This is a genomic window from Gordonia rubripertincta, from assembly GCF_038024875.1.
GTDB lineage: Bacteria > Actinomycetota > Actinomycetes > Mycobacteriales > Mycobacteriaceae > Gordonia > Gordonia rubripertincta.
Map to the genome: position 1 here is coordinate 1,433,210 of NZ_CP136136.1, position 14,309 is coordinate 1,447,518.

The 14,309-nt window shown below is 70.3% G+C and carries 12 protein-coding genes; 6 read left to right on the top strand and 6 right to left on the bottom strand.

Annotation, left to right across the window (positions count from 1 at the left end; translation table 11 throughout):
- Window positions 1–3: 3 nt before the first annotated feature.
- Together RVF83_RS06475 and RVF83_RS06480 are read right to left on the bottom strand one after the other, a co-directional pair.
- Window positions 4–879, bottom strand: a complete 876-nt coding sequence (locus RVF83_RS06475) for an anti-sigma factor (protein ID WP_005200740.1) — start codon at window positions 877–879, stop codon at window positions 4–6.
- A 176-nt stretch (window positions 880–1,055) separates the two neighbouring features.
- On the bottom strand, window positions 1,056–1,463 hold the full coding sequence (locus RVF83_RS06480; protein ID WP_005200741.1) for a YccF domain-containing protein: 408 nt from the start codon (window positions 1,461–1,463) through the stop codon (window positions 1,056–1,058).
- Window positions 1,464–1,559: 96 nt separating this feature from the next.
- Here RVF83_RS06480 and RVF83_RS06485 point away from each other — a divergent pair, with 96 nt between their 5' ends.
- Window positions 1,560–1,814, top strand: a complete 255-nt coding sequence (locus tag RVF83_RS06485; RefSeq protein ID WP_039881169.1) for a hypothetical protein — start codon at window positions 1,560–1,562, stop codon at window positions 1,812–1,814.
- On the opposite strand, the gene RVF83_RS06490 is transcribed toward RVF83_RS06485, so the two are convergent.
- Window positions 1,811–2,374: a maleylpyruvate isomerase family mycothiol-dependent enzyme gene (locus RVF83_RS06490; protein WP_005200745.1), complete on the bottom strand. Its 564-nt coding sequence runs from the start codon at window positions 2,372–2,374 to the stop codon at window positions 1,811–1,813. The genes RVF83_RS06485 and RVF83_RS06490 overlap by 4 nt on opposite strands.
- Window positions 2,375–2,411: 37 nt before the next feature.
- Between RVF83_RS06490 and RVF83_RS06495 the strand changes: the two genes are divergently transcribed.
- The 5 genes from RVF83_RS06495 to RVF83_RS06515 all read left to right on the top strand — a co-directional run bounded on the left by RVF83_RS06495 (window position 2,412) and on the right by RVF83_RS06515 (window position 7,496).
- On the top strand, window positions 2,412–3,260 hold the full coding sequence (locus tag RVF83_RS06495; protein WP_005200747.1) for a helix-turn-helix domain-containing protein: 849 nt from the start codon (window positions 2,412–2,414) through the stop codon (window positions 3,258–3,260).
- Window positions 3,261–3,360: 100 nt separating this feature from the next.
- Window positions 3,361–4,668: a GAF domain-containing protein gene (locus RVF83_RS06500; protein ID WP_005200749.1), complete on the top strand. Its 1,308-nt coding sequence runs from the start codon at window positions 3,361–3,363 to the stop codon at window positions 4,666–4,668.
- Between the two features lie 203 nt (window positions 4,669–4,871).
- Window positions 4,872–6,395: an aldehyde dehydrogenase family protein gene (locus RVF83_RS06505; protein ID WP_005200751.1), complete on the top strand. Its 1,524-nt coding sequence runs from the start codon at window positions 4,872–4,874 to the stop codon at window positions 6,393–6,395.
- A 32-nt stretch (window positions 6,396–6,427) separates the two neighbouring features.
- A complete protein-coding gene (locus RVF83_RS06510) occupies window positions 6,428–6,853 on the top strand; it encodes a DUF779 domain-containing protein (protein ID WP_005200753.1) in 426 nt (141 codons plus the stop codon).
- Between the two features lie 100 nt (window positions 6,854–6,953).
- On the top strand, window positions 6,954–7,496 hold the full coding sequence (locus RVF83_RS06515) for a hypothetical protein (RefSeq protein WP_039881158.1): 543 nt from the start codon (window positions 6,954–6,956) through the stop codon (window positions 7,494–7,496).
- Here the strand turns inward: RVF83_RS06515 and RVF83_RS06520 are convergent.
- The 3 genes from RVF83_RS06520 to RVF83_RS06530 form a co-directional block, all read right to left on the bottom strand.
- Window positions 7,465–8,997 carry a dynamin family protein gene (locus RVF83_RS06520; RefSeq protein ID WP_005200756.1) on the bottom strand — a complete coding sequence of 511 codons (1,533 nt, stop codon included), beginning with the start codon at window positions 8,995–8,997 and terminating at the stop codon, window positions 7,465–7,467. The genes RVF83_RS06515 and RVF83_RS06520 overlap by 32 nt on opposite strands.
- Window positions 8,997–10,934, bottom strand: a complete 1,938-nt coding sequence (locus RVF83_RS06525) for a dynamin family protein (RefSeq protein ID WP_005200757.1) — start codon at window positions 10,932–10,934, stop codon at window positions 8,997–8,999. Before RVF83_RS06525 ends, RVF83_RS06520 begins: the two co-directional genes overlap by 1 nt.
- A gap of 154 nt (window positions 10,935–11,088) precedes the next feature.
- Window positions 11,089–14,217, bottom strand: coding sequence for an IniB N-terminal domain-containing protein (locus RVF83_RS06530; RefSeq protein ID WP_005200759.1), 3,129 nt, complete (start codon window positions 14,215–14,217; stop codon window positions 11,089–11,091).
- Window positions 14,218–14,309: the final 92 nt, after the last annotated feature.

Consider the following 14,309-nt stretch of genomic DNA (forward strand, 5'->3'; position numbering starts at 1 on the left):
CGGTCAGCTCAACGACAGCTGCGCGACCGGTGAACTGGTCGGTTGCGGCGAGCCGCCGGGCGGTTCGACGGTGAACGCCAGGGCGTCGGCCGTGTTGATCCCGGACAGGACGGCGGTGGTGACCGGTTCGACGTCCTCGTCGGTCATGGTCCCGGCCGAGCGAGTGCCCCCGGGGCCGACGAGCCACATCTGGTACACGGTGCCAGGTTGGGGCGGCGGCACCGAATTCATCACCAGCACAGCGGTATCAGTGGACTCGGCGACGTAGACGGTGGCACTCCCGGTGGCGACCGGGGCGCTCATAGAGCGCAGGTCCGCGGCGGAGAACACCTGCTCGGCCGGTGCGGCGACGGGTGCGGGAGCGGCCGGTTCCTCCGTGTTCGACAGTCCGATCGCCCAGCCGAGCGCTCCGGCCGCGATGGCGACCACGGCCGCCGCGGTCAGATAGGTGAATCGACGCGAGCGACGGGGTCGACGGGCGTCGAGGTCCGCGGGCGGTTCGACGGCCTCCGCCGGCCGGGGTGCGGGAGCCTCGACCTCGAGCCCCTCGATGGACGGCATCGGCGGCACCTCCGGCGCCGACGTGGCAGTCGCGACGTCCCCCACCGGCGGCTCGTCGAGCCCCGCCTCGGCGCGCGCGGCGGCGAGCACCCGCTCACGCAGCGACGGCGGTGGTGGCGTCGCGGTGGCGGCGCTCACCGCGGCCATCGCCTCCCGTGTGGCCCGGACCTGCTTGCCGAACAGCTCGCGGAAATCCGCGGGAGCGGCGGCCACCCGTGCCTCGACGTCGCGCAGCTCGTCGGAGGTCAGTGCGTTCAGCCCGACCACCGGCGCGAGTTCGAGCAATTCTGCCGATTCGGGATCGAGATGATCAGTCATCGCACACCTCCTTCCCTCGGCGTCGTACCGCGTTCACCTTCTGCTGCTGTCCTTCCGATGCGCACAGATGTCCGCCCGCAGCTGCGGACGCAGAGCCCCGACGCTCGGAGGGGTCCGGGCGTGAGGCTCATGCCCCTTCTTCGGACTCGACAGGGGAATCGGATGGGTCGGACGACTCAGATGCGTGCGGGGGCGCCGCCGGGCATCGGCTGGCCGGTGGGGACGATCTCGGCGCCGAGCGGCAGCAGCGAGACCGGCACCATCTTGAAGCTCGCGATACCCAGTGGGATGCCGATGATGGTGATGCAGAGGGCGAGGCCGGTGGCGATGTGGCCGATCGCCAGCCACACGCCGGCAACGATGAGCCAGATGACGTTGCCGATCATCGACGCCGCCCCGGCGGTCGGCTTGCGGACGACGGTGCGCCCGAACGGCCACAGAGCGTAATTGGCCATCCGGAACGACGCGATGCCGAACGGGATGGTGATGATCAGGATGCAACAGATGATGCCGGCGACCACGTAACCGATCGCCATCCACAGTCCGCACAGCAGCAGCCAGATCACGTTGAGGAGGGTCTTCATCCGTCCATTGTCCACGTGTCGGAGCCCGGTGGGGACGAAAGCGTGACCAGCACTGACTTCGTGGTGTGCGGACCGTTCCCACTACGATTGGTGCTCATGGTGGGACAGTCGGCCCGGACGCGGGAAGCGATGTGGGCGTTGGTCGCCACCCTCGTCCTCGTGATCCGGATCCTGGCGACGATCGCCTTCGTCCTGTTCGTGATCGGCTGGGCCGTCGCGGCCGTCCGCGACTCCCTCGACAATGCCTTCCTGTGGCCGGCGATCGGCGCCGGCGCCGCATTGCTGGTGAGCACCTACGTGTACAGCTATCTGCGGGTGCGTCACCCCCGGCGCAACGGCTGGATTCCCTAGGCGGCACGCCTTCCCAGCCGGGCGAGCAGCGCGGTCTGACGGTCGGCGCCGGCCGGGACGTCGACGCGCTCACAGACCCCCTCGGAGTAGAGGGCATCCCCGAAACCGTCGGCGGCGGCCTCCATCTCGGCGAGCTGGTCGTCGGTGAACCGATGGTCGAGTCCGGCGGCCGTGGCGATGTCCCAGCGATGGGCGATCATGTCGAAACCGTAGAAACGGAGCAGGGTTTCGCCGATGGTCGTCGGCCCGAAGTGGCCGTCGAAGGCGTGGTCGGCGACGGACGGGTCGGCGAGGCGCGCGGCGACGGCCTCACGATGGGTCCGCCAGCCCGACGCGGGATCTTCGAGGGAAGGGGCGGGACCGAGATCGACGCCGTGCCCGGCGAAGAAGTCCCGCTGGGTGTCGACGACGTGCGCCACGACGCCGCGGGCCGTCCAGCCGTCACACGGCGAGGGGCTGGACCAGGCCTCGGCGGGCACGGTCGCGAGGACGTCGCCGAATCCGTCGGCGTAGGAGTTGTAGCGGTCGAGCAGTGGTGCATTGTCAGCGGTGGTGGTCATGATGACAGTCAAGCGCCACTGCAGGGGACGGTGATTGATGAAACCCGACAAGACGGGATCCACGCGACTCGACGACGTCGAGCGCGCGCACCTCGTCGATCCGTCGGACGCGAGCTACCGCATCGGCCGATGGGGTCCCAGCCCGGATCTCGACGAGATGATGCGCCGCTTCTGGGTCCCGGTCTGGTCGGTCCCGCCCGGGGCCGAGGCCCCGCAGCGAGTGTTGCAGTACCCGGTGTGCCTGCTCGTCATCAGCAACACCTACGCCCGCTTCTACGGAGTGGTCACCGGCTTGTCGGAGACGGTCCTCACCGGTGACGGATGGGCGGTCGGCGTGATGTTCACCCCGGGGGCCGGGGGTCTGCTCGTCGGAGACGTCGCGCAGTGGACCGACCGGTTCGACGAACTGTCGGTGGTCTTCGGCGAGTCCGGCGCGGACGTCGCCCGGTCGGTGCGTTCGGTGATGGAACGTGCACCGGACGACGAGGACACCCAGCGTGCCGCGACCGACACCGTCGAGAACTGGCTGCGACGGTATCTCCCGACGGACGGCCGGCCCATGGATGACGAGGGCCGGTTGGTCAACGCGATCGTCGACTGGGTCGAGAGCGATTCGACGGTCGTCTCGGTCGCACAGATCTGCGAGCGATTCCATGTCACCGAGCGCAGCCTGCAACGCCTCACCCGCCGACGCCTCGGCCTCACCCCCAAGTGGCTGATCCAACGCCGACGTCTCCAGGAGGCGGCCGAACGGTTGCGCGAACCCGACGAGACCCTGGCCTACCTGGCCGCCGAACTCTCCTATGCCGACGAAGCCCACTTCGTCCGGGACTTCAAGGCCGTCACCGGGATGACCCCGCGGGAGTTCTCCGCGCGGTTCGCTTGACCAGGGCGAGTAGTCCCTGCACGCTGGTGAACCCGGATTGTTGCCGGGATCACACCTTGCCAGGCAGAATCGTCGGCATATGGCGAGTGACGGAGGGCGCATGACAGACGCGGCTGCGGTGGGTACACGCATCCGCCGTGCGTATGAGGATTTCCTATCCGGTGTCACGCCCCCGACGGACGCGGTCCGCTCCATCGTCCGTGACTCCTGGGCGCGGTCGCTGAGCCGCGGCATCGACCCCAGCGACGTCAGCCCCCACGACGGGTTGCCCACCGGCGAAGCGGTGTCGACCATGACCGCCGACGAGTTCGCCGAGTACCGGGCAGCCCACCCGATCACCGCGGTCCGCCCACTGGTCCAGTCGCTGATGGTCGACGCGATCGCCGACACCGGGGTCGTCGTCGCCCTCACCGACCAGGTCGGCCGGCTGCTGTGGGTGGAAGGCGACTCGGCGGCCCGGGACAAGGCCGGCAACATCAACTTCGTCGAGGGCTCGGTCTGGAGCGAGGAAGCCGTCGGGACCAACGCGCCCGGTCTAGCCCTGGCCGTCGACCGCGGCGTCCAGATCGTCGGTCCCGAACATTTCGCCGGACCGGTCCAGGAGTGGAGTTGTGCCGCGGCGCCGGTGCACGACCCGTTCACCGGGCACGTCATCGGCGTGATCGACGTGACCGGCGGACGCGAGGTCGCGGCGCCGTTCGCGCTCGCGGCGGTCCGATCGGTGGTCGCCGCGGTGGAGCGGGAACTGCAGTCGAGCGCCGTGGACCTCGCCGACCCGTCCACCTTCCGCACCGGCGTCGTGCGGTCGAGCGCCGCCCACCTCACCGTCCTCGGCGACGGCCCGCATCGCTGGCGTCGCACCGCCGACGCGACCGGGGCGCGCACCGTGTCGCGGCGCCACGCGGAGATTCTCGTTCTCCTGCAAGCCTTTCCGGAGGGACTCAACACCGAGCAGCTCGCCCTGAAGCTCGCCGAGGAGGGGCTCGATCCGGTGAGCGTGCGGGCCGAGATCTCCCGACTCCGACGCGATCTGGGTGCCGACCTGGTGGCGAGCCGTCCCTATCGCCTCACCCTCGACATCTCCTCCGACATCGGGGACATCCGGGACCGCATCGTGAGCGGAACCGACCTGGCGTCGGTGGTCGACGACCTCGGTCGCGGTGGGCTGCTGGTCGAGTCGACGGCGCCGGGCATCGTCGAGATCTTCGAGGAACTGCGCGAGGACCTGCGTTCACGGCTCATCGCGGCCGGCGACGTCGCCGCGCTGCGCAAGTGGACGTCGTCGGTCCACGGGCGCGACGACCTCGGCGCCTGGCGTCGCCTCGAACACCGGCTGCCGGTCGGGCACCCCGACCGGGCCGTCGTCGGTGGGCGTATCAGGTTGCTCGACAAGCGCTACGGAGTATGAGGCTTCGACGGAGCTCCGCCGGCGGGAATCGCTGAGCCGCCGGTGGAGGTCATCTGACCTGGTCCGGACACGTTGCGAAGGTTGCAACCCTCGTGCAACGAACCCGCACCTAGTGTGTGGAACAGATCACATGGACATCCAGGGGTGTTCCACGTGACAGAGTCCAGCGCCCTCGAGAAGAGGCCGACACGCAAGGAGTGACCATGACCGTCTTCGCAAAGCCCGGTGCCGATGGCTCGGTGATGAGCTACGAGTCGCGCTACGACAACTGGATCGGTGGCCAGTGGACCCCGCCGGTGAAGGGTCAGTACTTCGAGAACCCGTCGCCGGTGGACGGCAAAACGTTCTGTGAGGTCGCCCGTTCGACGGCCGAGGACATCGACCTCGCCCTCGACGCCGCCCACAAGGCCGCCCCGGCGTGGGGCAAGACCTCCGCCGCCGAGCGCTCCCTCGCACTGCTGCGCATCGCCGATCGCATGGAGGAGAACCTCGAGAAGCTCGCGGTCGCCGAGACCTGGGACAACGGCAAGGCCGTCCGCGAGACGCTCGCCGCCGACATCCCGCTCGCCATCGACCACTTCCGCTACTTCGCCGGTGCGCTGCGTGCCCAGCAGGGCGGGATCTCCGAGATCGACGAAGACACCGTGGCGTACCACTTCCACGAGCCGCTCGGCGTGGTCGGCCAGATCATCCCGTGGAACTTCCCGATCCTCATGGCCGTCTGGAAGCTGGCCCCGGCTCTCGCCGCCGGCAACGCGGTGGTGCTCAAGCCCGCCGAGCAGACCCCGGCGTCGATCCTCTACCTGGTGAGCCTCATCAGCGACCTGCTGCCCGCCGGTGTTCTCAACGTGGTCAACGGTTTCGGCGTCGAGGCCGGCAAGCCCCTCGCCTCGAGCAACCGCATCCGCAAGATCGCGTTCACCGGCGAGACCACCACCGGCCGCCTGATCATGCAGTACGCGTCGGAGAACCTGATCCCGGTCACGCTCGAGCTCGGTGGCAAGAGCCCCAACATCTTCTTCAACGACGTCATGGCCTCCGACGACGGCTTCCTCGACCGTGCGCTGGAGGGCTTCTCGATGTTCGCCCTCAACCAGGGTGAGGTGTGCACCTGCCCGAGCCGCGCGCTGATCCAGCAGGACATCTACGACGAGTTCATCGCCAAGGCCGTCGATCGCGTCTCGAAGATCAAGCAGGGTAACCCGCTCGACACCGACACCATGATGGGTGCGCAGGCGTCGAACGACCAGTTCGAGAAGATCTCGTCGTACCTGGCCATCGGCCGCGACGAGGGCGCTCAGGTGCTCACCGGCGGCGAGGTCGCGGATCTCGGCGGCGACCTGTCCGGCGGCTTCTACATCAAGCCGACCGTGTTCCAGGGCAACAACAAGATGCGCATCTTCCAGGAGGAGATCTTCGGCCCGGTCCTCGCGGTCACCACCTTCAAGGACTTCTCCGACGCCATGCACATCGCCAACGACACCCTGTACGGCCTCGGTGCCGGCGTGTGGAGCCGCGACGGTGCGACCGCCTACCGTGCGGGCCGCGAGATCCAGGCCGGTCGTGTGTGGACCAACACCTACCACGACTACCCGGCACACGCCGCCTTCGGCGGCTACAAGCAGTCCGGCATCGGTCGCGAGAACCACCTGATGATGCTCGAGCACTACCAGCAGACCAAGAACCTCCTGGTCGGTTACGCTCAGAACGCGAAGGGCTTCTTCTGAGCCACTCACCAACCCACAGAAGGTGATTGAGAATGACCACCGAACAGATTGCTCCTGATCGGGTGGTCGCCACAGACGCCGCCGTGCAGCTCCTGACCAAGTTGTCGGAGTTGCACGGCGGACTCATGATCCACCAGTCCGGTGGATGCTGTGACGGCTCGGCCCCGATGTGTTATCCGGTGGGGGAGTACCGGGTCGGCCAGCGCGACGTGCTGGTCGGCGAGATCGAACTCCCCGAACCCATTCCGGCAGTGCGGGTCTGGATCAACGGTGACCAGTTCGAGCTGTGGAAACACACACAACTCATCCTCGACGTCGTGAAGGGGCGCGGTGCCGGGTTCAGTCTGGAAGCGCCCGAAGGCGTGCGTTTCCTCTCCCGGGCGCGGGCCTTCACCGAGCAGGAGAACCAACTGCTCGCCGCGTCGCCACCCTTGACGGGCGCAACCGCCGGACCCTGACCGGCCAGTCCACAGAATGCGTCGTGAGTATCGGAAACCGATACTCACGACGCATTCTCGGTTTGCCGGGCAGACCATTTCGAGCGCATACGATCGAAGGATGTCGATGCCCGGCGATGCCCCACCACCGCGACCCCGCGTCGCCGTCACCCCCATGCGGCCCCAGCGAACCACCGAACGCGCCGGCCCCATCCGCTGGGTCGTCCTGGGGTGGATCGTCACCGTCGCGCTGACCCTGGTGACGGTCCTGCTGATCGTGGCGTCGCTCGACGACCTCCGCTCGGTCCTGGCCGCCGACCTGATCCGCGAACACCCCGACAGCGGCACCGACGCCGGACGCGCCGTGGACATCTCCCTGCTCTTCGGTGCAGGTCTCGCACTCGTGGTCGTGGTGCTGGGCGTGGCGGGAGCGGTCCGTCTGTGGGCCGGCCGTCGCGCAGGGCGCATGATGCTGACGGTCGGTGCCCTGGTCGCGACCGTGGGCGCGGTGGGATTCCGCCTCACCGTCGATCCGTCGACGCCCGGGCTCGCCGACGCCGGCCTGCCCGCGCCGGTGCTGTGGTTGCCGGTGGCCGCGGCGGCGATTGCGCTGATCGCCACCGGAGTCACCTTCACCCGCGCGGTGAGTGCAACCCTGCGCTGAAACCCGTCGTGCCGGCAACTTCCTGTGGCTCGTCCAGTCGTGCGACGATGCCCTCTGCGCTGCGGACGGCCACCTGGCAGGCCGACGCGACGTCCGGTGCGATCAGTGGGTGGTCGGCGAGAGACCGCCAGGTGCGAGCGGCCTCGATCGCCGTCGAACGAACAGTCGGCGCATCGGTCTCGGCGGGGAGACCCAGACGTGTCGCAGGATCGATTCCCGAGCCGCCGATCAGGCGGGAGAGGTCGGCGATCTGATCCGGGGGCAGGTCGAGACCACCGCCGCGGATGGTGGTGAGGACACGCAGTTCGCGGAAACCGTGCACGTCGGCGAGCTCTCGTCGGACCGAGGCCCGTAGCTCCGCCGCCCGCGTCGACGCGCACGCCGCCAGCAGGTGATCGAGGGTGACCAGTGCCGAATGGGATTTGAGTTCGTCGGCACGCTGGGCGAACTGGGTGTCGATGATGGCACTCAACTCCGGCAGACCGCTGCGTTCGAGGAGTTCCGCGGCCAGCGCGGTCGACGACGTCGCGCCGAAACGGACGAGCGTGACCGCCAGTCGGATGCCGAAGACGCCGAACCGCTCGGCGAGTGAGCGTCGGAGGGCGGCGGGGATGTGGGGCAAGATGTCGGGCCGCGCGAAACGATCCACCGTCAGCAACGCCGACTCGATCTCCGGTCCCGGCGTCGAGGCCAGCTGTGCCAGCGCGCGGAACTCGACCTCGCGCAGCGTGCGGGCCGCCAGGGCGAGCAGCCCCGCGACGGGGACCACCGCCTGGCAGAGTCCGGTCCGCTCGAGTTCACCGGCGAAGCGCCCGGCGATCTGTTGGGCGGAGATCATCGCGTCCATCCGGCCGGCGCCCAGCTCGTCGGCACGCGACACGACGCCGATCACCCCCAGCGGGCCCGACGAACCGCCGATCGCGGTGCCGATGCGTCGCAGCATGGCCGTGTCCGTGGCGGTGAGAGACCGAAGCAGGTAGACGACCGCGTCGACCCCCGATTGACCCCGGTGCTCGTCGGCCCGGGGTGCGAGGAGGCGAATTGTGGAGTCGGACAGTTCCGTCGACAGCGACGCGGTGCCCGGTGTGTCCACGATCGTGGTGGATTGCAGTGCGCGGGAAGGCCATTCGACGTCGAGATGGTCCACGCGATCAGCGGTGAGGTGCCCGAAGTCGAAGCCCAGGCGTCCGTCGACCCGGGTCACCGGGATCGGGACCGCGCGACCGTCGTCGACGTGTGCGGTCACCGACGGCGACCGGCCGCTGCGGTACCAGGTCACGACCCGGGTGCACTCGGTAGCATCGGTCGGGGCGATGTCCTGTCCGACAAGCGCATTGAGCAGGGTCGACTTGCCGGCCTTCAAGGACCCAGCCAGCGCGACCCGCACCGGTTGATACATCCGGTGCTCACAGAGATCGAGTTCGCCCTGCGCACGCGGATCGTCGGCCAGGACGCCACGCGTGGCGTCGAGTAGCAAACGTGCACGATCGATCCCGGCCATCAGCGGGACTGTCCGGCCGCGTGACGACCGACCTTCGCTGGCGCCGGTTCGGTGTGAGCCGGGTCGAGGGGAGCGGGGTCGAAATGATCGGCGGCCTTGCGCAGGGCGGCAACCGCAGCCAGCCGGGACTCGAGCTCGGCGGCCCGCCGGGTCCGTTCGGACTCGGTTGAGGTGGCCGCCGACTGTGCGGCACTCAGGGATTCGGAGATGGAGCGAGCGGTCTGCTCGGCGACCGAGCTGAAGTGGTCGCGCAGCACGCGCTGGATCACCCGCAACCGGTCCCGCGATTCCTTGCCCACCTGGAAGCTGACATCGTCGGTGAACGCCCGTACCGCCACCTTCGCCTTGGCTCGGCGTTCGAGTATCTTCGCCTGCTTGTCGTCGCGGTATGCCTTGGTGCCCAACAGGAGTCCGGCACCTACCGACACCGGGTTGATCAGGGCCATGCCGACCATCGTCGAGATGAGCCCGAACATCAGCACGCCGCCGTAGGACCCCCGCATGCCGATCAGCAGTTTCTGTGTGACACCGACCTTGCCGCTGTCGAGCTCGGCGAGTTCGGCCACCGAGTCGAGCACACCGGTCAGATCGGCGGCATCGAAGTCGGGGAGGGACGTCTGGCCGGCGGCCGCGAAATGGTCGGCGACCCGCTCGGCCAGCCAGACCGACCGCTCGTGAGCCCAGACGAAGTTGTCGCCGATGACCGTCGCCGTCTGCTCGGTCAGCCACTCGGCGAGTTGCTCCCAGTCGACGCCCGGATCGCCCTCGTCGATGGCGCGTTCGGCCTCGCGGGTGACCGCGCGGAGCCGATCGCGGAGATCGTGGTCGATGTCGGCGGCGAGGTCGGCGACCCCGTCGGCCAGAGTCTGTTGCCACTGCGCGGATTGGCGGCGCATCGCCTCGGCGTCGGCCTTGGCCTCGTGCAGCGCCCGGACGGCTTTGGTCGCGGTGTCCGGATCGCGGAGCGCTGCCAGCTCGCTGCCGAGGGTGAGGGCGAGATGCTCACTGACCACCCGGAGGTCGGTGGCGACCGCCCCGCGGGTCGCCTGCTGAGCGGACGCCACCACGTGATCGCGAAGGTACCGGTAGAGGTGGAGGAATCCGGCTTCGGCGTTCAGTTGTTCGTCGCCCAGGCGCAGCGCGTGCGAACGCAGCACCGACGACACCGGAAGCAGGGGAATGTCCATCCCGGCGGCCTGGAGATGCGAGCGATCGGCGTCGGCGACGGCCCGCCAGTGCGGATACAGGTCGGTCTTCGTGAGCAGACAGGCGACGGTCGGGCAGAGCCCGATCACCTGCTGGAGGAAGGACATCTCCGGCGCCGTGAACTCCTGGCTGGCGTCCGACAGCACCAGCACTGCGTCGGCGGCCGCGACCATGCCCAGTGTGGCTGCGGCGTAGGGGTGTCCGTGACCACCGACACCGGGGGTGTCGACGAGGACGAGCCCGTCCGCCAGCAGCGGACCCGGCGCACCGATCTCCAACCGCAGCACCTCGCGGCCACCGGCGAGAGGCGAGTCGGGGGTGACGGCACCGATCGCGTCCATCGGGACCGGGATGCGATTGTCGGCGGCCGGACCGTCGACGACGAGGTGGGCGGTCGGCTGGGGCGCGTGCGAGATCACGGTCGGCACCGCGGTCGTCTCGTCGTCTCCCACCGAGCACACGTCGAGGTTCAGCAGGGCGTTGACGAATTGGCTCTTGCCCTGTTTGAGCTGTCCCACCACGACAATTCGCAGGCGAGGGTCGGAGATGCGGGTCCGGGCGCCGTCGAGGCGGGTGACGAGGTCGGTTCGCCCGACCTCGCGGGCCACCTCCGACATGGTGGCCAGCAGATCGCCGATGGTCGACGGTGTTGCCTGGGTGCCGGCCGCAGGGACATGCGCGACCTCGTCCGTTCGTCTGGCGGGCGGGATCTCGGCGGGGGAACTTGTCATGGTGTCCTCACGGTAGTTCTGAGTCGGCGCACGCGGTCGGCATTGGGGAGGGTGTCCGGTGCGCACCGCGGAGACGAGGTCGGCCCCGGCACCGTCCGCGTCCAGTGATCAACTGGCGTCGGGCGATGCCGGGGCGAAGCCGTCGGGTCCGGGGTCAGCCGGCGTCGGGTCCGGCGTCGACGTCTCCGGATGCGGCGGTATCGGCACCCGAGTCGGCTCCCAGCCCACCGGTGAGACCTCCGGTCAAACCACCCGTCAGCCCTCCGGTGAGATCTCCGGTGAGGCCGCTCGTCGTGTCGACCGCACCATCGACCGTCGAGTCGACGGCGCCACCGAGTCCGGCGTCGGTGGAGGTGGTGCCGCCGAGGTCCACATCGCCGCTGCCGACACCGCCGAGGTCGACGCCGCCACCGGCCTCGCCGCCACCGGCCTCGCCGCCGCCGGTGAGTCCACCGGTCAGGCTGCCGGAGAGGTCGCCCGGCAGGTCGGCGCCCAGGTTGCCGATCGCATCGGTCGTCGCGCCGAGGGTGCCGCCCAGGCTCGACCCGACCGCCGCGGTCGCGTCACCGCCGACGGTCGCCGCGCCGTCGGCCGCACCGGAGACGGCGGTCGTCAGGTCGCCGGTGACATCCGCGGGGAGCGAGCTGTCGAGGCCCAGACCACCGCCGAGGCCCAGATCGCCGCCGAGGCCCAGATCGCCGCCGAGGGTCGAACCGAGCCCCGACTCCAGCGTCGTCCCGAGTCCGGCGAGTCCGCCGCCGAGCCCCGTCTCCAGGCCTCCGGTCAGGTCACCGACGGCACCGCCGGTGAGGTCGCCGGTCAGGATCGGGCCGCCGATGTTGATGCCGTCCTCCGGCGAGATCACGAGACTCGGGTTGAGCACCGCACCGAGCTCACCCGTCAACGCCCCGTTGAGACCGCCCTGCAATGTCGACTCCAGGGTCGTGACCAGACCGTTCGTGGCCGCCAGATCGACATCGAGCGCATTGCTCAGCGTGCCGGTGAGGGCACCCCCCAGGTCCGCTCCGCCGGCCAGCCGTCCGGCGAGGTCGCCGCCGAGGTCGCCGGTCAGCGCGGTACCGAGAACGGCACCGAGTGAGGCGCCGAGGTCGGCTCCCACATCGCCGCCGGCTCCGAGGACCGTCCCCAGCGTGTCGGTGAGGTCGCCGGCGGTCTCGGTGACCAGGCCCAGATCGGCGCCCGCCCCGAGTGCGGCGTCCAGTGCTCCACCGAGTTGGGTGATGAGGGCGCCGTCGACGCCGAGCGCCCCACCGAGGTCACCGGCCAGTAGCTCGCCGACACCGAGGCCGGCACCCGCCGCGGCGTCGAGAATGCCGTCGACACCCGCGGTCGCACCGAGTACACCGCCGAGCGCGGCACCGAGTTGCGCAGCGAGGTCGCCGCCGCCGCCGAGCGCGGCCCCCAACTGGGCGGCCAGGTCGGTGGTGAGGCCTGCGTCGAGGAGGCCGGTCAGGTCGGTGCCGAGCACGCCGCCGAGTTCGAGGGCCCCGCCCAGCGCGGCCCCGAGATCGGCACCGGCAGCTGCTCCCAGGACGCCGCTGAGCACGGTGCTCAGCGCGGTGTCCAGACCGACACCGGCCGACAGCAGCCCGCCGAGTGCGCCACCCAACTCGCCACCCAGACCGCCGACCACGTTCAGCCCGCCTTCGAGGGCGCCCCCGACGGAGCCCTCGAAGACGCTGCCGAGACCGGCGCCCAGTCCTGTCCCGAGACCCAGTCCGGTCTCGAGTGCACCACCGAGTCCGGCGGTCAGATCGGCCGCGAGGCCGCCGTCCAGCGCGGCGGCCAGGGTGCCGCCGAGTGCGGCGCCCAGGGCACCCGCGGCGTCGCCGCCGGCTTCGAGACCTGCGGCGAGCGCGCCCGCGAAGGTCGCACCCAGGTCGCCACCTGCGGTGAGGACCGCGTCGAGGTCGACGAGACCACCGGCGGCCAGCACCGATTCCAGGGTCGCCGCGAGACCCGCCTGGGCACCTCCGCCCACTCCGAGAGCGGCGGTCAGCGCACCGCCGAGAACCGCGTTCGCACCCGCCGCGCCGGTCAGTGCCAATCCGCCGGCCGCGGCAGCGGTGGAGGTCAGAGCAACGCCCAGAGCGGTGCCGACCGACGCGGCGGCCGAACCGCCCGCCGCCAGGGTCGAGCCGAGGGCACCGGTCAGGGTCGCACCGAGCTCACCGGACAGGTCGGCGACGGCCTGCGCGTCGAGTAGTCCGGACAGTGTCGCGGACAGGTCACCGGCGACGCCGAGCGTCGAGGTGAGGGCGGCGGTGAGGTCGGCCGACAGCTCGGCACCGAGGCCGAGCGCGCCGGAGAGGACCGCGGAGATGGCGCCGCCCGCACCGAGTCCGGCGGCGAGCGCGGTGGCGAGATCGGCGCCGAGCGCACCGCCGGCACCGAGGGTGGCGCCGAGCAGTCCGCCGAGGGTCGCGCCGAACTCGCCGGCGAGTTCGCCGCCCGCACCGAGCGCCGACGACAACTGGGCGGCGAGCCCGCCTCCGAGTCCGGCGCCCGCGGCGAGGAGGGCGTCGAGTGATGCGCCGAGCTGACCGATCAGTGCACCTTCGGCGTCGATCGCGCCGGCCAGCGCACCGGCGATCACCGGTCCGGCACCCGCACTCAGTTCGAGGCCGCCGGCGACCACGGTGTCCAGGGCGGCGCCCAGGGTGGCGCCGAACTGTGCGGCCACGGCACCTCCGGCGCCCAGCCCGGCGGACAGGGCCGCGCCGAGGGCGACGGCCAGCTGACCGGCCAGGTCCAGGTCACCGAAGGCGATACCGCCGAGGTCCAGGTCGGCGAGGGAGAGGCCGGACAGGTCGACGCCCCCGAGCCCGATACCGCCGAGGAGTCCGCCGAAGTCGAAGTCGCTCAGGCCGATCCCGCCGAGGTTCACGCCGCCGAAGTTCACGCCACCGAGGCCGATGCCGCCCCCGCCGAGATTGATGTCACCGAGGCCCAGTCCCCCGAGCCCGAATCCGATTCCGCCACCGGCGCTCGCGCCGCCTCCGACGGCCCCTCCGACTGCTCCTCCGACGGCCCCGCCGACCGAACCGCCGCCGACGAGGGCGCCGAGGCCACCACCGGCAGCGCCGCCGGCGGCCAGTCCGGAGTTGGCGACGAGTGGGGCTGCCGCCGAGATGTGGGCGGGTGTGATCCCGGTGAGCCCGGCGCGGTCGATCGCCGCTTGGGGATTACCGCAGTAGCTGTTGAATGCTTCCTCGTCGCGGAGCAGACCGAGGATGAAGTCGAGTACCGCATTGGTCGGCATGGCGTCGTTCCTTGCGTCGGAGAGATCGCAGTTCGATCCCGTGTCGAGTTCGACGCTAGGCAGCGGCGCGCTCCGGGGCATCGGGGCAAATC